Annotated in this window: 17 protein-coding genes and 1 pseudogene; 5 read left to right on the forward strand and 13 right to left on the reverse strand. The window is 70.5% G+C overall.

Annotated features, from left to right (window positions below):
• Window positions 1-20 precede the first annotated feature (20 nt).
• The 4 genes and pseudogenes from ET526_RS09705 to ET526_RS09725 all read right to left on the reverse strand — a co-directional run bounded on the left by ET526_RS09705 (window position 21) and on the right by ET526_RS09725 (window position 3379).
• The gene (locus ET526_RS09705; protein ID WP_135467496.1) at window positions 21-212 is read right to left on the reverse strand and encodes a hypothetical protein; all 192 of its coding nucleotides are present in this window, start codon (window positions 210-212) and stop codon (window positions 21-23) included.
• A 272-nt stretch (window positions 213-484) separates the two neighbouring features.
• Window positions 485-701 (reverse strand): annotated as a pseudogene (locus ET526_RS09710) (transposase); the annotation flags it as partial.
• A gap of 475 nt (window positions 702-1176) precedes the next feature.
• Window positions 1177-2154 (reverse strand): class I SAM-dependent methyltransferase, encoded by a 978-nt coding sequence (locus ET526_RS09720; protein WP_135467498.1) that lies wholly within the window; start codon window positions 2152-2154, stop codon window positions 1177-1179.
• A gap of 313 nt (window positions 2155-2467) precedes the next feature.
• On the reverse strand, window positions 2468-3379 hold the full coding sequence (locus ET526_RS09725; RefSeq protein WP_135467499.1) for a glycosyltransferase: 912 nt from the start codon (window positions 3377-3379) through the stop codon (window positions 2468-2470).
• A gap of 206 nt (window positions 3380-3585) precedes the next feature.
• On the opposite strand from ET526_RS09725, the gene ET526_RS09730 reads away from it, so the two are divergent.
• Window positions 3586-4536: an NAD-dependent epimerase/dehydratase family protein gene (locus ET526_RS09730; RefSeq protein ID WP_135467500.1), complete on the forward strand. Its 951-nt coding sequence runs from the start codon at window positions 3586-3588 to the stop codon at window positions 4534-4536.
• Here ET526_RS09730 and ET526_RS09735 read toward each other — a convergent pair.
• The 5 genes from ET526_RS09735 to ET526_RS21245 form a co-directional block, all read right to left on the reverse strand.
• A complete protein-coding gene (locus ET526_RS09735) occupies window positions 4529-5557 on the reverse strand; it encodes a glycosyltransferase family 2 protein (RefSeq protein WP_135467501.1) in 1029 nt (342 codons plus the stop codon). The two genes, ET526_RS09730 and ET526_RS09735, sit on opposite strands and share 8 nt — an antisense overlap.
• A gap of 73 nt (window positions 5558-5630) precedes the next feature.
• Window positions 5631-6668, reverse strand: coding sequence for a glycosyltransferase (locus ET526_RS09740; protein WP_135467502.1), 1038 nt, complete (start codon window positions 6666-6668; stop codon window positions 5631-5633).
• A gap of 130 nt (window positions 6669-6798) precedes the next feature.
• Complete coding sequence (locus tag ET526_RS09745; protein WP_158295548.1) at window positions 6799-8313, reverse strand: DUF2264 domain-containing protein; 1515 nt, start codon at window positions 8311-8313, stop codon at window positions 6799-6801.
• Between the two features lie 193 nt (window positions 8314-8506).
• Window positions 8507-8860, reverse strand: a complete 354-nt coding sequence (locus ET526_RS09750) for a CZB domain-containing protein (RefSeq protein ID WP_135467504.1) — start codon at window positions 8858-8860, stop codon at window positions 8507-8509.
• 158 nt (window positions 8861-9018) lie between these two features.
• The gene (locus ET526_RS21245; RefSeq protein WP_158295549.1) at window positions 9019-9192 is read right to left on the reverse strand and encodes a hypothetical protein; all 174 of its coding nucleotides are present in this window, start codon (window positions 9190-9192) and stop codon (window positions 9019-9021) included.
• A gap of 264 nt (window positions 9193-9456) precedes the next feature.
• On the opposite strand from ET526_RS21245, the gene ET526_RS09755 reads away from it, so the two are divergent.
• Genes ET526_RS09755 through ET526_RS09765 form a run of 3 tightly spaced genes read left to right on the forward strand, consistent with a single transcriptional unit; the run spans window position 9457 to window position 12887 of the window.
• Entirely contained in the window at window positions 9457-11046 is a 1590-nt protein-coding gene (locus ET526_RS09755; RefSeq protein WP_135467505.1) for a lipopolysaccharide biosynthesis protein, read from the forward strand.
• A gap of 39 nt (window positions 11047-11085) precedes the next feature.
• Window positions 11086-12033 (forward strand): hypothetical protein, encoded by a 948-nt coding sequence (locus ET526_RS09760; protein WP_135467506.1) that lies wholly within the window; start codon window positions 11086-11088, stop codon window positions 12031-12033.
• A gap of 44 nt (window positions 12034-12077) precedes the next feature.
• On the forward strand, window positions 12078-12887 hold the full coding sequence (locus ET526_RS09765; protein WP_240048337.1) for a sugar phosphate isomerase/epimerase family protein: 810 nt from the start codon (window positions 12078-12080) through the stop codon (window positions 12885-12887).
• Between the two features lie 192 nt (window positions 12888-13079).
• On the opposite strand, the gene ET526_RS09770 is transcribed toward ET526_RS09765, so the two are convergent.
• From ET526_RS09770 to ET526_RS09785, 4 genes are all read right to left on the reverse strand, one after another.
• The gene (locus ET526_RS09770) at window positions 13080-13706 is read right to left on the reverse strand and encodes a PEP-CTERM sorting domain-containing protein (RefSeq protein WP_135467508.1); all 627 of its coding nucleotides are present in this window, start codon (window positions 13704-13706) and stop codon (window positions 13080-13082) included.
• 202 nt (window positions 13707-13908) lie between these two features.
• The gene (locus ET526_RS09775; RefSeq protein WP_135467509.1) at window positions 13909-14598 is read right to left on the reverse strand and encodes an ABC transporter ATP-binding protein; all 690 of its coding nucleotides are present in this window, start codon (window positions 14596-14598) and stop codon (window positions 13909-13911) included.
• Entirely contained in the window at window positions 14595-15839 is a 1245-nt protein-coding gene (locus tag ET526_RS09780; protein ID WP_240048338.1) for an ABC transporter permease, read from the reverse strand. Before ET526_RS09780 ends, ET526_RS09775 begins: the two co-directional genes overlap by 4 nt.
• Window positions 15836-16831, reverse strand: coding sequence for an efflux RND transporter periplasmic adaptor subunit (locus ET526_RS09785; protein WP_135467510.1), 996 nt, complete (start codon window positions 16829-16831; stop codon window positions 15836-15838). Before ET526_RS09785 ends, ET526_RS09780 begins: the two co-directional genes overlap by 4 nt.
• Window positions 16832-17381: 550 nt before the next feature.
• Between ET526_RS09785 and ET526_RS09790 the strand changes: the two genes are divergently transcribed.
• Entirely contained in the window at window positions 17382-19703 is a 2322-nt protein-coding gene (locus ET526_RS09790; RefSeq protein WP_135467511.1) for a helicase-related protein, read from the forward strand.
• Window positions 19704-20390 lie beyond the last annotated feature (687 nt).

Below are 20390 nucleotides of genomic sequence, written 5' to 3' on the forward strand. Positions count from 1 at the left end.
TGCCAGAGGTTGCGGAACGCTTACCGTGGCATGTGCGGATGGCGGACAATATTGTGCGGTGCGTTGGCCAGTTCCTTCGTCGAGAAGCCGCTGACTTCCACGAAGGCGCTGTTGTGGAAGCGGATGCGGCCGCCCGTGTCGGTGCGCGAAACCAGAAGCTGCCCCTCGGGCAGTGGCACCTCGCGATCGGTGATTGGTCCATTGTCGCGCATCAGAGCCTCGCAGCCTTCTCGCGTTGCTATCTATTGTGCACAAGGAGGTTATCCGAAAACAGTTATTATAAAGTAATAAAAATGCTTAAGAGAGTTTCATTTCTGTTGCCGTTTGGTTGTGGTGAAGCGGGCTATAGGTTGCCGTCTGGGGGTGCGATCGGGCGGCAGCAAGGCAGGGGTCTCGAAGCCGATTGTTGGCCTTGGGTACATTGCCCTTGCCCGTCGCTTCCTGTGAACTTTTTGCCTGCCTTGTACTCACCTTACGAAGTCCTGACGCGGCCGATGGTGGCCCAAAGGTCCTCGACGGTGCGCTCGGCGGCCTTGCGCAGCCCGCTTTCGGCTTGGCGAAGGCGTTCCCAATCGGGTTGAAGTCGGGGCTGTGTAGGGCGGCAGGTAGAGCAGGCGCGCGCCGGCGGCCTCGATGGCAGCGCGGATGCCGGGCCGCGTGTGGCTGTCAAGGTTGTCCATGACCATGATGTCGTGCGCCGTCTGTTTTTGCGCGTGATCCGGTGCTGGTCGAAGAAGTGCCAGATCGTGCCAATGCCCGCCGCCACGCCTGCCCTGGCAAGCTCCGCCAGGGTGATGTCGGACTTTCCGCTCCGAGAGGCCGAGCAGCAGCCCCGCATGCGCCTCGATGCGCGCCGAGCGGCGGTCGCCTCCCAGCGGGCCAGGCACCACGAACAGCTATCCCGTACCTTGGCGCACCAGCGGAGCGTGCAAGGCGCTGACCCCGAACCGCGCCGCCACCGCGCGGCACGACGCCCCTGCCGCGACCGCAGCCACCACCCGCTCCCGAAGGTCAACCGACAGCGCCTTGGGATATCCTTGTCGGCCTCCTCGCCGACAAGTAGCTTGAATCAAATCCCATTCGCGTCGGGGAAGCCCCCGATGCATTCAGACCGTAAAATGCTCTATTCGAGATGTCCTGTAGTTCGCACGGCGAGTGTCAGCAGGAGGAAGCTGGCTACCGAGGCTTGGTGTCCTTCCGCCGCATGAGGCCCTTCAGCGACCGCCTCCAGGAGATCGGCACCAGATTGGTTGCCCGCTCCTGCATTATCGGAAGCAGGCGCTGCTTATGTGAAATCCTCGTCGTGCTGTATTTGGGCAGCCTGCCCATGGGATCCTCGTTTGTCCGAGGCATGGCCAGCAGCTTCTGAGGGGTTCCCTTGATCGCCACGAAGGTTAGCCGGTCTGCCAGCTTGTCGACCTCCGTGGGAAGATGGCACTCATAGGCTGATGTGAAGCCCAGATCTCCAAGAAGATTATAAAGAGAATTCCGAGTAATCCATAAGCTTTCTGTGTTATCAAGCGAGGCCCACTTGTCGGCCAAGCGCTCTTCCATGCTCGACTGCGGCAAGTGCTCCCTTACCACACGTCCCCAGTATTCCTTTCCATTTGCCTCGAATCTTTGCAGATTGCCGATCCCTACATACGTATCGAATAGGGCCATTCTGTCGCAGCTATCAAATATTTGCCTGCAAAGAGAAATGACTCCATCAAAATCGAGGTGGTACAAGAGGCCCAGGCACAGGATGACATCAAAGCTTCCGAGGTTCAGCTTCTGCAGGTTGCGAACATCATCCTGGACAGCCTGCAGATTCTGCAAGCCAAGAACGTCCTTTACGAAAAGTATCTTTTCAAGATTGGCGCGCCTTCCTTCGATTGCCACCACCTGGGCTCCGCGCCGCGCCAGTTCCACGGCATAGCCACCCTCCAGCGCGCCAAGATCAAGCACGCGGAGCCGTTCGATCGGTTTTGACGAGAGATCGGAAACTATCTGGACGATGCGCCTGAGCTTGTCGGCTTCCCGATCAGGACCAATCGTATAGATCCCATCCTTCAGATGGATGTTGTGGGCCGTCCAGTCTCCCCACAGGCGGATTACCTCGGCCTTGCGCTGCTCGATCCGGGCAGGGTCCGGCAGAACGGCTGGAGCACTCATTCAATCGACTCCTGGATTGCACACCGAGCGATCCGGACCACGGATGCGGGCCGGTAGGCTTCGGATACCGCCATTTCATTGTGGTATAGACACGATACCATGCCTCTTGCCTTCGGAATCCTCATCGTCGAGGCAAGCCTATGGCCGAGCCGCTTGACGTGCCACTCGCAGAGTGAGCCACCCGGAAGGGACAGAGGGTGACGGGATGGCGGCCGGGGGCGGTTCGGCACCCCGACAAGGTCCAGGGAGGACGGTCTGCGGCCGCCCATTCAGACTTCGCCCTGGGGAAGCGCGCCCGTGGCCTTGCGATGGCTCAGCTGTAGAGGTGGGCCCGCTCGGCCTCCCGAACGCTGTCGTCTGCCACGACATCGCGCCGGATGCGCCGGCAGGCGATCCAGTCGAACCAGGTGTCGAGTCCGTTCCAGTGCAGTGCCACGCGATCCTTGCAGGCGCGGTAGAGGTCCACGACATGCGCCGGCATCGCCTCCACCCCGCCCTCCCAGAGCAGGGGGCAGAGCATGTTCACCTGCTGCTGGCGCACCGCGTAGCGCATCTTGCGCTTGTAGTAGATGCGCAGGTCGCGCAGGCGGAAGGGCGAGAGCGGCTCATAGGAGAAGGTCGCCGTCTCGCAGGCGGTGATGCGGCGGTCGTCCCGCTCCCCCCTGGTATCGAGGTTCCACTTGATCAGGGTGGTGACGAGCCCGTCCTCGCCGAAGATGCCGAAGGGCAGGCGGATGTTCCTGCGGCGGAACTCCATCAGGCAGCTTCCGCGCACGGCGTAGAGGTTGCCGGCCATCTCCCGCTCCCGGATCAGCTTCTCGCGGAAGGCGTCGCGGCTGCGGCCGCTGGCGGGCAGGCCGGCGCAGCCATGCGCCTCCGGCCGCTCGTCGAAGGTTTTGAGGAAGCCGGCGATCGAGCCGCGGCCGATTCGCATGTCGCCGTCGGTGAAGACGTGGATCGCCGCCTCCTCCGGCGCCACCTCGTGGGTGTAGTGGTTCCAGGCATTGGCCTTGTCGCCGCGCCGGATCACGATGGGGCGGAGGTCGATCTCCGGGGCCCGGTAGCCGCGCACGATGCGCTCGGTGCCGTCGGTGCAGCCGTTGATCAGCACGTGCACGCGCAGCCGCGCCTCCTCCGCGCAGGCGCGGATGGCATCGAGGCAGGCGGCGATCCGGTCCTCCTCGTTGTAGGCGAAGACGGCGACCGAGACGGTGGGGCGGGACATGGGGCGGTTTCCGGCGGCTGGCCCCCGGAACGCGGCGGCCGGGGCCGGGGCTTGCGCGATCCTGGGCGAGAAGGGGGCGCAGGGTCAATTTCCCTGCGCGCGGGGCGGAGATATCACGGCCTTCGGTTGCATCTCCATCGCCGCGCTTTTATTACACTTCCACCACGAGCAGGCCAAGCGGCCGGCCCGAGCGGAGGGAACACCCGGTGGCGCGCTTCCTGGTGACCGGCGGCTGCGGCTTCATCGGCTCGCATCTCTGCGCCGCCCTCCGGGCCCGCGGTGACGCGGTGCGGGTGCTCGACGACCTCTCCACCGGCCTGGAGGCGAACCTCGCTCCCGGCGCCGAACTCATCCGGGGCGATGTCGCGGACCCCGAGGCGGTCCGCGCCGCCATGCGGGGGGTGGATGGCTGCTTCCATCTCGCCGCCATCGCCTCGGTCGAGCGCGGGGTGCAGGACTGGCTCGGCACGCACCGGGTGAACCTCTCGGGCAGCATCACCGTGTTCGATGCCGCCCGGCCGCGCCAGGGGTACCCCGCCATCCCGGTGGTCTACGCCTCCTCCGCCGCCGTCTATGGCGACCAGGCGACGCTGCCGCTGACCGAGGAGGCGGTGCCGCGCCCCCTCTCGGCCTATGGCGCCGACAAGCTCGGCACCGAGCAGCACGCCCGCGTCGCCGGGGTGGTGCATGGCGTGCCGACGCTCGGCCTGCGCTTCTTCAACGTGTTCGGGCCGCGGCAGGACCCGCGCTCGCCCTATTCCGGCGTGATCTCGATCTTCTGCGACCGGCTGGCGCGCGGCGAGGCAGTGGACGTCTTCGGCGACGGGGAGCAGACGCGGGACTTCATCTTCGTCACCGACGTGGTCGCCGCCCTGCTGGCGGGGATGCGCGCCGCCGCCACCGCGGCGCCGGTGCTCAACGTCTGCAGCGGTCGGCCGACCTCGGTGCTGGCGCTGGCGGAGACGATCGCGGCGCTGTGCGGCGTGCCGCTGGAGCTGCGCCGGCGCCCGCCGCGCGCCGGCGAGATCCGCCACTCCCTCGGCGCGCCGGCGCGGGCGCGGGCGATGCTGGGCCTTCCGCCGCCGGTCGGGCTGCGCGAGGGGCTGGCGGAAGTGATCGCCTGGGAGCGGGCGGGGCGGCCGGGGCTGGTCAGGTGAGGCGGCGCTCCGCCGCCGGCGACCGCCCGCTGCGCAGCGTGCCGAGCATCAGCAGCGCTTCCGCCACGGCGCGGCGCAGCGGCGCGGGCAGTGTCGCGACCGCGGCCTTCAGCCGCTGCCGGCGCGAGCGGGCCGAGGGCGGGAGCATGGCGTGGATCCGGCGCACGCCGGCGAAATCGCGCCGTGCGAAGGCGATATCCAGCGCCTGGGCGCGCCGCTGGTCGATGCTGGCGCGGATCTCCGCGGCGTAGGGAGCAAGGACCGGGCGCGTCCTGAGGACGTGCTCGAGGATCGCGGCATCGCCGAGGTTCATGGCCTGCACGTCGCCCGAGTAGTTGGTGGCATGCTTGCGGATGCCGACCAGGGGCGTCCGCAGCACCCCGAAGGGCGCATGCTCGGCGAGGCGGAGCGCGGTCGCGAAATCCGTGCCGACGGTGCGGCCCACCGTCTCGTCCCAGCCGCCGATGTCCAGGAAGAAGCGGCGGTCGGCAACCATGCCGGAGGGGAAGAAGGGCTGGAAGCGGATCAGGCGCGGCAGCGGCGGCTGGTCGAACACCGCGATCTCCGGCCCGAGGGCACGCAGCCCGGACCAGTAGCCTTCCGGCGCATCGTCGAATTTCGGCCGCTGCTGCCAGGCCTCGCCCCGGATGATGAGGAAATTGCCGTAGGCCACGCGGGTGCGCGGCTCGGCCTGCCAGATCCCGGCCATCGCCCCGAGGAAATCCGGCTTCCAGAGATCGTCGCTGTCGCAGAAGGCGACCAGCTCGCCCCGCGCCTCCCGGAGCCCGGCGTTGCGGGCAACCAGGTCGCCCGAGTTCGGGATGCGCAGGCTGCGGATGCGCCCCCCGTAGCGGGCCAGGACCGCGCCGGTGGCGTCGGTCGAACCGTCATCCACGACGATGACCTCGCGCGGCGGCAGGGTCTGCGCCAGGATCGCATCGAGCGTCGCCGGCAGCAGCGCGGCGCGGTTGTAGGTGGGCACGACGACGCTGATCCCGCCCGGGATGGATGGCTGCGGCATCGTCCTCTGCCCTTCCCGCAAGGCCAACCGGCCTCTTGCCTCCGCAGGCTTATCAAGTCCCGGGCGGGAATGGCTAGGCGCCTATCGTCTTCAGGAAGTCCGCCGTGATGCCTGCGGGGGAAAGCTCCCTGGACGTCTTATGCTCCCTTATGCCTCTCTGGTACTGGGCGTAGGCCTCGTCGTCCTCCATCATGCGGCGCAGCGCCGCTGCCCATTCGCCGATGGGCGTATCCAGGGGGAGGCAGAGCCCTCCCGGTCCCACCGCTTCCGGCAGCCCGCCGCGGTTGCTGGCAAGCGCCGGGATGTCGTTGACCTGGGCCTCGGTGACGACGCGGCCCCATGTCTCGAGCCAGCGGCTCGGGGCGAGCAGCACGCGGGTGTTGCGGTATATCTTCTTCCCGGAACGCTGGGGCGGCGAGATCCGCAGGTTCGGCAGCGCCCTCGCGCGGTGAAGCAGGGCTTTCTGCTGCTCGCTGGGCCTGATGTAGTTGGAGAACACGTTGAACTGGAACTGCGGCAGCGCGGAGGCTATGTCCAGAACGATATCAGTTCCCTTATCAAGGGAAACTCCAATGGATGTGACATATTTCCTGGTAACGTGGGTTCTGTATTCATTGTCTAATATGAGAGGTCTTATAATTTTTGATTCTATTTGAAATTTTTCTTTTATTGTTTCGTGACAGAATATGGAATTCGTTATGAACCGTACCCGTCTTGGATCTGGAACGTCATCCCAGTCCGGACGGACGTGAAAATAGACAAAAGTGGGCAAGCCGGTGTCCACGGCCGTGTCGGCAAGCGCTCGATCTCCAGCCTGGTATACCAGAACATCCGGGCGCCAATGCCCTATCACCTCGGCCAGCACCAGCCGCGGCCGCCAGGCGCGATAAGTGGGATACCCCATTGCCCGATCCATGACCCAGGCCTTCCGCCTGTCGAGCTTCAGCTTGGCGCGGCTCCAGAAACCCACTAGGCCGCGTGGCGTCAGCGCCGCCAGCACGGCCACCTCCTGTCCCGCCTCCCTCAGGATCGTGCAGAGCGCATGGGTATTGACTTCAGTGCCTCGATACACCTGAGGAAGATGATAGTCGTTGATGAAGAGGATCCTCACCGATCTTTCCCAAGTCCTTATTACTTGCGGGCACCGGTTTTGCGCCCCAACCCAGGGAGGGCACCCTTCAGCATGATCGGAAAGAAGGCGCTTTCAGCAAAAAAGCAATTCATTCTTTTTAATGAAACAATCATTGTCCAAATGATTGATCCGAACGGTAGGCTGCGCGCCCGTACTTGGCGCCGTAATTCGCCGGCCGCAGCGGGCGGCGCAGCGCCGCCTGGGCCAGACCGCGCAGCGGGCCGAGCGGCCGGAAGGGCCGGTCCGCCGCGCCGGCGTTGCGCAGCGGCCGCACCTCCACCCTGCCCGCCGCTTGGTCGCCGATCACGCGCAGGCCCGCCGCGGCGATGGTGAGGTCGTAGGAGGCGCGCTCCACCGGCAGCGGCTCCGGCGGCGCGGCCCAGATCGGCGCTGTGGGCGGCTGCCAATAGGCGGCGGTCAGCGAGCGCAGCGCCCAGAGGCAGCTCCCGCGCCCGGAGTAGTTCTCGAGCAGTTCGGGCCTTGGCCCCTCATAGCCCTGGGTGACGGTGCCGGCGGCCAGCGCGCCGCGCGCGATGAAGTGCGACCAGATCGCATCCAGCGCCCGCCGCGCCTGGCCGGGCGGCAGGGGCGGGTCGGGCAGCGAGGCGGCCAGCACCAGCGGCGTCGGCACCGCCATGCGGTAGCAGGCGCTGCGGCCGAACATGGGGAAGCCCCGCGGGGCGAAGAAATGCGCATAGCCCGACGCGAAGCGGCGCAGCGCCCCGTCGATGAAGTCCGTGTCCAACGCCGGGTCCATGCGCGCGAGGAAATACAAGAAATAGTGCATCTGCCAGGCGTTGTAGTGGTCCACCTCTCCGCCATCGCTGAACCAGCCCTCGCCGAGATGCGACTCCTTGAAGGCCCGGTAGTGCGCGCGCGTCGCCGCGGCGGCGGGGGCGCCCCAGGCCTCGCAGGCGAGGCCGATGGCGACGCAGAACAGGTGCCAATTGCCGCCATAGATGCGCCGCGCCTGCGCCTGGCCCAGCCAGGTGAGCAGGGCCGCCTGCGCGGGCGCCGGCAGGGCGGCGCGCAGACGGTCCCGCAGCATCCAGGCGACAAGGGCGATGTCGCCCGCCTCCACGATGCGCTGGTCGAGATCCTCGGCGGCGCCCCAATACTCGGCAGAGGCGGGGTCGGTGCCGGCGTGCAGCCCCGCCACCAGATGGCCGAAGGCGTCGAATGCCGTGCCGTCCGGCAGCGGGATCGCGTCGCCGCGGGTGGTCACCCAGGCGGCGAGCAGCGGCGCGGTGCGGGCGAAGCCCTCCAACCCCTCGACGCGCAGGCCGCGGGTGCCGGGCACGCCGGGATAGAGCACCAGGGCGCAGCCGGGGCTGCGATAGGCGCGGAGGCCGGCGGCGAAATAGCCGACCAGCCGGTCATAATCGGCGTTGGACAGCGCCACCTGCCCGCCGAGTTCGGCCATCAGGGGGTGGTCAAGGGCGAGCAGCGCCGGCGCGGGCGGCACGCGGCGGAACCAGCCCTCGACGCTGCCGGCGGCACGGCTCAGGACCTGGAAGAGCCCGCCGCCGAGCGCCAGGGCGGCCACGCCGAAACCCGCCGGGCCTGGGCCGAGCAGCAGGAGCCCGAGAGCCGCCACGAGCGCGGCGGCAAGAAGACCCGGCACGGAACGCCGGAAGGCCCTGGCCGGACCGCTCTCGGTGTGTGAAGCACCGCGTCGAAGGTTACGCGGCCAGAGCCGCGGGTTGAAGCTGATCATTCCTGACGGCATTGGCCGGGGAAGAGATCGCTGGTCCCAAGGCGAACAAGCAGCACGAAGGCCCATCGATGAGATAATAACTTATTGGTAAATGGATTCATTACTTAGAAACTACGCGCTTTAGCTGAATGATAGCTGTGCCGACAGCACTTGAAGCTTGCGCATAATTAGTTCCACTTCCGAGTTCTTTTTCTGCCTGAGCGTAATGACCAGAGTTGATCAAGCGTGCGATCTTTCCTGCCTCGATGTGGAATGCCCTGTGTCGTTCGATCACTGCTATGAACTCAGGCTTCGTTCCATACTTCGCTTTACCATCGCCATAGAGCCACTGGCCAAGCTGGCAGCAATTGTCTTTGCTGATAGTGGCTATGTCTATCTGTTCCTTTTTAGAAATCGCATTGCGAAACTTCAGCTTCCACTCGGCGTGCTTCTGGATCGCATCGTCTAAGTTCATCGCTTCCCTCTCTTTCGTTACGCGCCGCCTCGCTGCGCACCGGTACGGAAGAAGGTGCTACCAGCGGTAGCCAGTGTGTGAATCGCGCCCTTGCCGGTGTGCTGCTGGGGCCCTTCCAGGGGAAGCTGGGACCCCGCCGATCCTGATCGGCCCTCGCCTTACCCAATCAGGGCGACAAGGAGGAAGCCCAGAAGCGTCCAGAGCAGCAGGGAAATCCCGAGGATGAGGAGGGCGGCAGCCGGCCAGGCCAAGCGTTCGGGCAGGCGCAGCGGGGCGATCCGGTTCGGGATCGCCTTCACACCCTCGGCACCTCGTCCGTTCTCAGGCCCCATGGGATATCTCCCGGGCGGTGGCGCAACTACGATACGATGCCAGCACGATGGCGCCAGCGTGGAGCGCTAGATAAAATGGCTACCACAAGTCTTGGTTGAGGTCCACCTGCGTTCAACAGATGCGGCGTCGCGAGGATTTGGGGTGCTGGCCGATTCTCCGGCGCCCCCCCGGGGGAAGCCGCCAGGGAAGATTCCGATGGAAGAAGCGGGCGCGAGTATGGCAGGCACCTCGCCAGACCCGGCGCGGGCCCAGCGGCGGAACGGATGAGCACAGAGAGGGATGCCGGCCGGGCCATCGGCGCGGTGACGGAAGGCCTGGCTCCGGTCGCGCCGGCGGGTGCCGCGCCCGGGCAGTCGGTCGTCCGGCAGGTGGCGGTCGGCGCCGCCTTCATGATCGCGGGCCGGCTGGTGATCCGCGGCCTCAGCATCATCAGCATGCTGGTGCTGGCGCGGCTGCTGGTGCCGGAGGATTTTGGCCTGGTCGCCCTGGCCGGGGCCGCCATCGCCTTCATCGAGGTGCTGAGCGTGACCGGCTACGGCATGGTCCTGGTGCGCCAGCCGGAGCCGACCCGGGAACTCTACGACACGGCCTGGACCCTCAACATCCTGCGCTGCCTGCTGCTGGCGGGGCTGATCGCCGCCACGGCGGAGTGGCAGGCCGCCTTCCTCAACGACCCCCGCATCGCCCCCGTGCTGATGGTGGTGGCGCTGACCATCGCCCTCGACGGCTTCACCAGCATCGGCATGTACCGCCTGCAGCGGGAGCTGCAATTCGACCGGGTGTTCCGCTTCCAGGTCGTGAACAAGGTGGTGGCCTTCGCGGCCTCGCTCATCCTGGCGATCATCCTGCAGAATTACTGGTGCCTGGTCCTCGGCAACCTGGCGGCCAAGGTGGTGAGCGTCCCCTACAGCTACTGGCTGGCGCCGCACCGGCCCCGCCTCTCGCTGCGCAATGCCCGCGGCCTGCTGCGCTTCTCGGGATGGATGCTGGTGATCAACGCCTTCAACACCGCCGATGCCCATGGCCCCAACCTGATCCTGGGCCGCTGGGTCGGCCTGCCGGCCCTCGGCGCCTTCCAGGTTTCCTACCATGTGGCCGCCGTTCCGGTGCATGAGGTCGCGGTGCCGGTGCGCACCCCCATCTACGCCGGCTATGCCAAGGTGCAGCACGACATGGCGCTGCTGCGCCGCCACTTCATCGGCGGTTTCGCCTTCCTCGCCGCCATCATGGTGCCGCTCTCGGTCGGCATCGCCCTGACGGCGCCGCAGGTGGAGCGGCTCGCCCTCGGTCCGAATTGGGCGGGCGTCGCTCCCCTGATCGCGCTCTGCGCCCTGTATTCCCTCGCCGACTGCCTGGCCGCCTTCACCATCAACGTCTTCTTCGTGCTCGACCGGCTGCGGCCCTATGTGAAGACCCTGGGCCTCCTGGTGCTGGTGCGCCTTCCGGCGGTCGCCGTGGCGGCGCTCCACGGGGGCGTCACGGGGGTTGTCGCCGTGATGCTGGCCACGGCCGTGCTGAACGCGCTGGTGTGGCACTGGCAGGTTTCCCGCCTGCTCGGCCATTCCCTCCGCGCCGTGGCGGCCGAGGTGTGGCGGAGCTTCGCGGCGGCCGCGGCCATGGCGCTGGCCGTCATCCTCCTGCAGGGATGGCTGCCGGCCGGCCCGCCGGGCTTCCTGCGGGCCATGCTCGAGCTGGCGATGCTGGCGGCCTGTGGCGCCTCCGTGCACATCGGCGCGCAACTCCTTCTATGGCGCCTTGCCGGCGCGCCTGCCGGTGCCGAGCAGCGCCTGCTCTCGGGCGCGGCGCAATTGGCGCGCAGGCTGCGCCGCCATTCCCTGATCCTGTCTTCCTGAACCGCCCCCACCCACAGCAACGCCCGCCAGGAGACCCGCGTGTTCCAGACCCTTCTCCGCAAGACCCGCAAGCTGAGGTTCGGCTGGCTCTGCCGCGGCATACTGGACACGCCGCCGATCCGCCCGCGGCCGGCGCCGCTGCGCATCGTCAGCATGGTCCGCTCCCAGGACCGCATGATGTATCTGGTCGCGATCAAGTCCTTCTACCGCCACCTGCCGGGCGGCGAGATCGTCATCATCGATGACGGCACGCTGACCGAGCGGGACCGCGAGCTGCTGCGGCATCACCTCGGGGGGCCAAGCTTCGTCCGCCTGGAGTCGATCCGCACCGACCCCTGCCCCAGGGGCGGCTGCTGGGAGCGGCTGCTGCACATCCTCGACCTCAGCCACGACAGCTACGTGATCCAGATGGATTCCGACACGCTGACCACCGGCCCGGTGCCCGAGGTGGTCGCGGCGGTGCGCGACAACCGGGCCTTCACCCTGAACTCCGGCCCCGGCCAGCCGATCGTGGATCTCGAGGCCGCGGCGGCGGCGGTGGCCGACCACCCCTCGGATCACATGCAAATCTTGGCGGAACGGGCGCTGCCCCGCCTGCCCGCCGCGATGGGGCGGCGCTATGTGCGCGGCTCGGCCGGCTTCGCCGGCTTCGCCCGCGGCGGCGCCACCCGGGAGACGGCGGAGGCCTTCTCCGCCGCGATGCAGGCCATGCTGGGCGCCCGCTGGGAGGAATGGGGCAGCGAGCAGGTCACCTCGAACTACCTCGTGTGCAACTCCCCGGGCGGCATGGCGCTGCCCTGGCCGAAATACTGCTGCTTCTATCCCGGCGTCGCGCCCGACCAGGCGACGATGCTGCACTTCATCGGTTCCTGGCGGTTCAATGACGGGGTCTATGTGCGCAAGGCCCGGCAGGTGATCGCCGAGCTGTCCGGCCGGGCAGGGGGGCAGGCGGCGCGCCGCCAAGCCGCGGCGGAGACGGCGTCCTGAGCCCGTCCCCCCGCCGACACACGTCCCTGATCGGGCGGATCGGCGTGGATGTCGGCCGCCATCTGCGGCTGGAGGACGCCATCGAATGGGCGGCGCGCCACGGCGTGCCGCACATCGACATCCAGCTCGACACCGGGGCCAACGCCGTCACCACCTTCGACGCGGCGCGCTGCCGCGCCATCCGCGCCGCCTGCGCGGCCCATGGCGTGCGGCTCGCCCTGCACACCCTCTCCGCGGTGAATGTCGCCGAATACTCGCCCTTCCTGTCCGAGGCCGTGGATGCCTATCTGCGGGCCTATATCGAGGTGGCGCCGCGCCTCGGCGCGGAATGGGTCGTCGTGCACGCCGGCTACCACTTCACCGCCGACCGGGCGATGCGCATGGAAGCCGGGCGCGAGCGGCTGCACCGCATGGCCCGGCATGCCGAGCGGGAAGGCGCGCTGCTGCTGCTCGAGAACCTGAACCCCGAGCCGCCGCACGCCGAGATCCGCTACCTCGCGCACACGATCGAGGAATGGCGCTACTACTACGAGGCCATCGCCTCCCCCGCCTTTGCGCTTTCCTTCACCGCCAACCACGCGCATCTGCTGCCCGAGGGGGTGGAGGGCTTCGTCGCGGCGATCCCGCTCGACCGGGTGAGGGAGGTCCGCCTCGCCGATTGCCGGCGCAACGGCCATGAGGAGCACCTGGTGCCGGGCCGGGGCGATGTCGATTTCGGCGGGCTGTTCCGCCTGCTGGAGGGGCGCGGCTATCGCGGCCGCTACACCAACGCCTTCGGCACGCTCGAGGACATGCAGGCGGCGCGCGCCTGGCTGGTGGAGCAGGCCCGCACCGCCGGGGTGGCGGTGGACTGATACCAGCGCCCGAAGGCAGATCGCGGCCGATCCGCCTTGGCCGCCCCCCCTTCGCGGATCGGGCGCCGGGGCAGATCCCGTTCAAGTGGCCCCCCGCAACGGGCGAAGAGGCCCGCACCGTCGATGAGCGGGAGCATTGGCGGCGGGGCCTCGGCCGCGTGCCCGGCGGGATCCGTATGGCCCCGCCGGGGGTCAGGCCGCCTTGCGGCGGCGGGCGGCGATGCCGAGACCGAGCAGCCCGGCCCCGAGCAGGGCCATCGAGGTGGGCTCCGGCACCGGGGTGGTCGGCGGCGTGGTCGCCGCCGGGGCGGCGGTCAGGGTGATGGTGACCGTGTTGGTCCGGGTCTGGTTGTTCTGCGTGAAGCTCAGGTTGTTCAGCGAGACGGTGAAGGACCCGCCATTGCCGAAATTCACCACCGTCGGGCTGAAATTGATGAAGAAGTCCACGTCGGGATCGCTGATCGGCCCGACCACCGCGCCGGTGACGGCGACGTTCTGCACCGTGCTGCTGAGCGGGCTGGTGAAGGTGAGGAAGGCGGTCACGCCGAGATTGCCGGCCGCCTCCTGCGCGCTGATCGCGGCGTTCGGCCCGCCCTCATTGTCGTCGAAGGTGACCTGGCCGAAGGTGTAGCTCGCGCTGTCGCCCGGATTGGCCAGGGTGAAGCTGGTCGGGTTGGACAGCGACGAGGCGAAGGTCACGCCGAGCAGGTTGCTGCCGTTGCCGAAGCCCGACCCCACCGTGTAGCCCGAGGAGGTGATGGTGAAGAGCGTGCCGGCCCTGGCCTCCGCCATGGCCCCCGCCAGGATCAGGGCGGCCACGGCCGCTCCCAGATGAAGTTTGCGCATTCCGCTGCCGGTCCCTTCGTCTCGCAGGAGCCACGCCCTGCCTGCGCTGGATTATGCAAACGCCATGCCACGAAAAATTCATGAGTGTTTCTCGCAGCATGGGGGATCAGAAACTGGACCGGAACGGGTCCGCGTAAAATTTCCCGACAGACGCATTTCCGATAGAGCGGCGCCCTCAGGGCGGCCCGTCGGAGACCACCCGCCCATCCACCAGGTGCACCCGCCGCCTCGCCCGGCCCGCCAGCGCCAGGTCGTGGGTGACGACGATCACCGTCCGCCCCTCCGCCGCCAGCCCGGCGAAGATGTCGAACACGGCCGCGGCGTTGCGCGTGTCGAGATTGCCGGTCGGCTCGTCGGCCAGCAGCAGCGCGGGGTCGTTGGCCAGCGCCCGGGCGATCGCCGCGCGCTGGCGCATCCCCCCCGAGAGCTGCTCGGGCAGCTTCCCCGCCGCCTCCCGCATCCCGAGCGCCTCCAGCAGCGCCAGCGCCCGCCTCCGCGCCTCAACCAGAGGCAGGCGCCCGAGCCGGCGCATCGGCACCAGCACGTTGTCGAGGGCGCTGAACTCCGGCAGCAGGAAGTGGAACTGGAAGACGAAGCCGATGCGGGCGAGGCGCAGCGCCGCCAGCGCCTCCCCATCGAGCCCCGCGGTGTCCCGCCCCTCCAGCAGGATCCGCCCCTCGCTCGGGCGGTCGAGCAGGCCGAGCAGGTAGAGCAGCGAGGACTTGCCCGAGCCCGAGGGGCCGGTGACGGCCACGAACTCCCCCCGCCCGACGGCGAGGGTGACGTCGCTCACCAGCGTCACCCCCTCGGGCAGGCGCCGCGTCACGCCCTCGGCGGCGAGCAGCGGGGGGGCGGGGGCGCTCATGCCGCGCCGCGCACCACCTGCACCGGGTCGAGCCGCGCCGCGCGGCGGGCCGGGATCACCGCGGCGATCCCGGCGGCGGCGACGGCAAAGAGGGAGGCCGCGGCGTAGATCCGCCAGTCCCTCACCAGCATGAACCGGTCCTGCCCGGCCGGCGTCTCCACCCCGAAGCGGATCTGGGCCAGCCCCTCGATCATCAGCGCCCCGAGGGCGCAGCCGAGCGCGGCGCCGAGCAGCCCCACCGCCAGCCCCTGCGCCAGGAACAGGAGCTGGATGTCGCGCTCGGTGAAGCCGAGCGACTTCAGGATGGCGATGTCGCGCGTCTTCTCGAACACCACGGTGGAGACGATGTTGTAGATGCCGAAGGCGGCGACCAGCAGGATGGCGCCGGTGACGGAGTACATGACCGCGTTCTGGATCACGAACACGGTCAGGAAATTGGCGTTCTGCTCCTCCCAGCTCTCGGTGCGGTCGCCGAAGCGCGCCTCGATCTGGCGCGCGAGCGGCTCCGCCCGCGTCACGTCCCGCAGCCGGATGTGGATCTGGTTCACCACGTTCGGCCGGTTCTGCAGCACCTGGTTGACCTTGAGCAGGGTGTAGCCCTGCGCGTTGTCGAGGGCGGTGAGGCCGGTGCGGAACAGGCCGGTGACGCGCATCGGCAGCACCGTGCCGGCGGGGGAGACGGCGCTGACCGTGTCCCCCACCCGCACGCCCAGCCGCTGCGCCAGGCCGGCGCCGAGGATGACGCCGTTGGCGGTGGCGCGCAGATCCTCGAGCCGGCCCTCGATCATGTCCTTGCCGATGTTGGAGACCCGCGCCTGCCGCGCCGGCTCGATGCCGAGCAGCGTCGCCGAGACGTCGCGCGCGCCGTAGCGCAGCAGCGCCTGGCCGGTGAGGAGCGGCGCCGCCGCCACCCCCGGCATCGCCTCGAGCATCGCCAGCTTGTCGCCGGCGGCGCGGATGCCGCGCACGCGGTCGCGCGGCTTGACGCCGGAAACCGTGACGGCACCGCCCGGATGGGCGAGCTCGGCGGCCTGGCGCGGCGGGGCGCGCAGCTCGTCCTTGACGGTGATGTGCGGCGCGACGTCGATGATCTGGCTGATGAAGTAGCCTTGGAAGCCCCGCATCAGCGCGGCGATGGCGATGAAGAAGGCGACGCCGAGGGCAACGCCGGCCACCGAGACCAGGGTCTGGCGCCGCCGCCGCGCCAGCATCCCCCGCGCGAGGTCGAGCAGCAGCTTCACGACGCCCTCCGCGCCCGCACCGCCTGCCCGTCGCGCAGCGAGGCGGGCGGGTCGAGCGCCACCGCCTGCCCCGGCGCCAGCCCCTCGCGGATCTCCACCGCCTCCGCTCCCTGCACGCCGAGGCGCACGGGAAGGCGGCGCGCCTGGCCGTTCTCGACCACCCAGACATGCCCCTCCCGCACCGCCGCGGGCGGCACCAGCACGGCGTCGGGGGTGCGGCGCAGCACGATGTTCGCCTCCACCGTCATGCCGATCAGCAGCGGCGTGTCCTCGGGCAGGGCGAGGCGCACGCGGTAGGCCTTGCGCACCGTGTCGCCCTTCGGGGTGATCTGCGCCACCTCGGCCGCCAGCACCCGGTCGGGGAAGGCGTCGGCGCGCAGCAGCGCGGCCTGGCCGATAGCGACGCGGGGGATGTCCTCCTCGTCCACCTCGGCGGTGACGCGCAGCGGCCGGGGCTCGCCCACCCAGAAGAGCGCGTCCAGCGGGTCGGCGATCTGGCCCGGCTCCACGTCGCGGCGCAGCACCACGCCGTCCGCGGGGGCGCGGATGACGTAGTCCTCCAGCCGGCGGGCGGCGGCATCGGCCAGGGCGCGGGTGGCGCGCGCCTCGCTCTCGGCGCGCTCGTACTGGGCGCGTGGGGCGATCTGGCGCTCGAGCAGCAGGCGCTGGCGCTGCAGCTCCTCCTCGGCGAAGCGGGCGCGCGCCTCGGCCTCCTCGCGCTGGGCGCGGGCCGTGCTGTCCTCGAGCCGGGCGAGGGGCTGGCCGGCGGCGACGCGCTCGCCCTCCTCCGCCAGCACCGCGACGACGCGCCCGCGCAGGGCGGGGCCGACCCGCGCCCAGTGCACCGGCTCGACGCTGCCGGTGGCATAGACCGCCTCCACCGCCGGGCCGAGCATGGCGGGCGCGGTCTCGAGCCGCGGCGGACGGGCGAGCCAGGCCCAGAGGGCGGCCGCGGCGCCGGCGGCCAGAAGGACGAGGAGGAGGCGGCGCATCAATCCCCGCAGCATGGTCCGCGGCAGCCCCCTCCTGCCCGCGCCGGGCGGAGCCGCTTCGGGCCTCGGCTTCACCTGTTCCATGGCGAGATGTGGCCGGAACCGGCATGGGCCAGCGCCCGATCCGCGGCGGCGAAAGTGCCGGAGCAGTGAATCGGCCGCCCGGCAAGAGGCGCCCGATCCGCGGAGGCGAAAGCGCCGGAGCGGTGAATCGGCCGCCCGGCAAGAGGCGCCCGATCCGCGGAGGCGACGGCGCCGGAGCAGTGAATCGGCCGCCCGGCAAGAGGCGCCCGATCCGCGGAGGCGACGGCGCCGGGGTGGCGGATCGGCCGCCCGGCACAGGCGGAAGCGTGATCCATGGATGCGGCCACGCTGTAGCGCGGATGCCGCGCCGGGCGCGATGGGCCGGATCAATCCTGCCCCGCACCCGCAGGGTATCGGCAGGCGGGGGTGGAGGCACCATCTCGGGCGGGACGAGTCCGCGCCCCTTGGCCGCGGGGGCGGCATCGCGCCACCCGCACGGGCGCCGCGGCCGATCTGGGCAAGGGATATGGATCTGGACAGGAACAGCAGGGCCGAGGCGGCGATCGCGGCCGCCGGCCTCCGGGTCGAGCCGGGCGAGCGGCGGCGGCTGGTGCGCGAGGTGGCGCGGCGGATGCCCGCCGACGCGGCCGCGGTGGCCGGGGCGCTGTGCCGGATCCGCCGCCGCGCCTGGGCGGCGCGCCTCCTGCAGGAGGCGGAGCGGGAGGGCCGGCCCTGGATCACGCCGGCCGAGGCGCGGGCCGCCGCCGAGGCGGTCACCGACCCGGAGGCGCCGGAGGCGGCGCTGCGCGCGGCGCTGGAGGGCGCCGTCGCCGAGCGGCTGCGCGCCGCCGGCCGCACGCCGGAGGCGGCGCTGCGCGCGGTGGCGGCGGAGATCGCCGAGGCGGGCGGCGCCCTTTCCGCCGAGCGCCTCGGGGAGCTGGCACGCGCCGTCGCCGCCGCGCACGGCCTCGGCCCGGAGGCGGCCGAGCGCCTCGGCGAGGCCGCCCTCCGCGACGAGGCGGACCGCCGCCGGGCGCTGCGCGAGGCGCGCCGCGCCGCCCGCGAGCGCCGGCGCGAGGAGGTGCGCCGCCTGCGCGCATGGGAGCGCGGCCTGGTCGGCATCGAGGCGCTGCCCGGCCTGCTCGGCTGCTCGTTGGCGGAGGCGCGGCGCTGGGTCGCCGCCGGGCTGATCCCGCTGGCGCGGCGCCTCGTCGCCGGGCGGCGGGAGCGGCTGGAATTCGACCCGGACGCCCTCGCCCCGCTGCGCGCCGCGGTCGCGGACTGGCGGGCGGCGGAGCACCGCCGGCATCCGCCCGCCCGGCCCGCCGCCCCGGCGCTGCATCTCGGCCGCTCCGCCAATGCCGCGGTGGCGCGCGTCGCGGCGCTCGACCGCTACGCCGCGCATTTCGCCACCGCCCGCGCGCTCGACCGGCGCATCACCCTCGTTACGGGCCCGACCAACAGCGGCAAGAGCCACCTGGCGCTGGACCGCCTGGCGGCGGCGGAGAGCGGGCAGGCGCTGGCGCCGCTGCGCCTGCTCGCGCACGAGTTCCGCGAGGCGCTGGCCGAGCGCGGCGTCGCCGCCGCCCTCTCCACCGGCGAGGAGCGGATCCCGGCGCCGGGCAGCCGGCATCTCGCGGCGACGGTGGAGATGTGCCCCTTCCACGCCCCGGTGGACGTCGCCATGGTGGACGAGGCGCAGATGCTGCACGACCGCGACCGCGGCGCCGCCTGGACCGCCGCGATCATGGGCGCGCCGGCGCGGCATCTCTTCGTCCTCGGCGCGCCGGAGGCGGCGCCGCTGGTGCGGCGCATCGCCGCGCTCTGCGGCGATCCGGTCGAGGAGGTGTCGCTGCGGCGCAAGGCGCCGCTGGTCGCGGCGCGCCGGCCGGTCGGGCTCGGCGAGCTCGGCGCCGGCGACGCGCTGGTCGCCTTCTCGCGGCGGGAGGTGCTGCAGCTCCGCGAGGAGCTGATGCGGCGGGGGCGGCGCGTGGCGGTGGTCTACGGCGCGCTGAGCCCGGAGGTGCGCCGGGCCGAGGCGGCGCGCTTCCGCGAGGGCGAGGCGGAGATCCTGGTGGCGACGGACGCGATCGGCATGGGGCTGAACCTGCCGATCCGCCGCGTGGTGTTCTCCGCCCTGCGCAAGTTCGACGGCGAGGAGGCGCGGGAGCTGCGGGCGCAGGAGGTGAAGCAGATCGGCGGCCGCGCCGGGCGCTTCGGCAGGCACGAGGAGGGCATCGTCGCCGTGCTCGCCGGCGCCGGCGAGCCGGAGACGGTGCGCCGCCTGCTGGAGGCACCGCCCGAGCCGCCCGCGGAGATGCGGGCGCAGGTGCAGCCCGATGCCGACATCATCGCCGCGGTGGCGGCCGAGATCGGCTCCGACAGCCTGTTCGGGGTGCTGGCGCGCATCCGGCGCGCGGTGCTGCGCCGCGACGACCCGAATTACCGCCTGGCCGACATGGGCCAGGCACTGTCCATCGCCTCGGCCGTGGACGGGGTGCCGGGGCTCTCGCTGCTCACGCGCTGGACCTACGCCATGTGCCCGGTGGACGAGCGCGACAACGGTGTCGCCCGCCTCGCCGGCTGGGCGGTGGAGCATGGCGCGGGGCGCCCGGTGCTTCCGCCCGCCGCCGGCCGGCTGCCGCCGCCGGAGCGCGGTGCGGGGCCGGTGCTGGAGCGGGCGGAGAAGGTGTACAGGCGCCTCGTCGCCTGGCGCTGGCTCTCGCTCCGCTTCCCCGAGGCCTATCGCGACCGCGAGGCGGCGGAGGCCGAGACGCGGCGGCTCGATGCCTGGATCGAGGAGGTCCTGCGCCACCAGCGCCGCGGCAAGGGGGCGCTGGCGGCGTAGGACAGGGTCACCCGCGGCGGGCCGGGCGGGGCTTGAACCCGGCCCGGCCGGGAACCACCTGGGCGATCCGCCGCGGCGCTTCCCGGCGCAGGAGCCGGTTCGCGGCCTCTTGCGCACAGGGGCGGAGGGGCCTATGTGGCGCTCCCGCCGCGAGGCGGTTCGGAAGGTCCGGTTCACCGGGTCTTGAAGACGGGGCGGGGAGATCCCATCTTCGGTGTCTGCCGCGAGGCGATGCCCTCCGGAAAATCCCCAAACGGGGTCTTGAAACTGGCGCCAGGAGGCGCTAAGTCACGCGCCCCGCAGCGGAGGGCTCTTCCTCCCGGTCGCACGGCACGCCGGCCGCCGGGACGCGCAGGAGCCAGGGGCCGCTGCATCCTGATCTTTGGCCCTTTCGGGCATCGCTTCCGTCGTGGCGGTTCGGTCCGCCGCGCCGTGGGCAGCCCTCCGATGCGCGTCGGCAGGCGCGGCGGAGGGGTGGCTCTTTTGACAATCGCATCGGTCTTCTGGAAGCAAGCAAACGCGTTCCGGCCATGCCATGCCGCGTCCATCCCGTGGGATGAAGCGAGGCGTGGCGACAAGCCGGGATGTTTGCGTCGAGAGTGGTGAGCGGAGCTTGTGGAGTGGCTCTCGCGCGCCCGGACCTCGGTCCGGCGCGCCGATGAACCTGAGAGTTTGATCCTGGCTCAG

Origin of the sequence: Crenalkalicoccus roseus (assembly GCF_004761865.1) — a bacterium.
In the GTDB taxonomy this organism is placed as follows: Bacteria; Pseudomonadota; Alphaproteobacteria; order Acetobacterales; family Acetobacteraceae; genus Crenalkalicoccus; species Crenalkalicoccus roseus.

Bases quoted from the DNA above. Each gene is read 5' to 3' on its own strand.
- ET526_RS09705 (WP_135467496.1), bottom strand. From the start codon at position 212: ATGCGCGACAATGGACCAATCACCGATCGCGAGGTGCCACTGCCCGAG.
- ET526_RS09720 (WP_135467498.1), bottom strand. From the start codon at position 2,154: ATGAGTGCTCCAGCCGTTCTGCCGGACCCTGCCCGGATCGAGCAGCGC.
- ET526_RS09725 (WP_135467499.1), bottom strand. From the start codon at position 3,379: ATGTCCCGCCCCACCGTCTCGGTCGCCGTCTTCGCCTACAACGAGGAG.
- ET526_RS09735 (WP_135467501.1), bottom strand. From the start codon at position 5,557: ATGCCGCAGCCATCCATCCCGGGCGGGATCAGCGTCGTCGTGCCCACC.
- ET526_RS09750 (WP_135467504.1), bottom strand. From the start codon at position 8,860: ATGAACTTAGACGATGCGATCCAGAAGCACGCCGAGTGGAAGCTGAAG.
- ET526_RS21245 (WP_158295549.1), bottom strand. From the start codon at position 9,192: ATGGGGCCTGAGAACGGACGAGGTGCCGAGGGTGTGAAGGCGATCCCG.
- ET526_RS09755 (WP_135467505.1), top strand. From the start codon at position 9,457: ATGAGCACAGAGAGGGATGCCGGCCGGGCCATCGGCGCGGTGACGGAA.
- ET526_RS09775 (WP_135467509.1), bottom strand. From the start codon at position 14,598: ATGAGCGCCCCCGCCCCCCCGCTGCTCGCCGCCGAGGGCGTGACGCGG.
- ET526_RS09785 (WP_135467510.1), bottom strand. From the start codon at position 16,831: ATGCGCCGCCTCCTCCTCGTCCTTCTGGCCGCCGGCGCCGCGGCCGCC.
- ET526_RS09790 (WP_135467511.1), top strand. From the start codon at position 17,382: ATGGATCTGGACAGGAACAGCAGGGCCGAGGCGGCGATCGCGGCCGCC.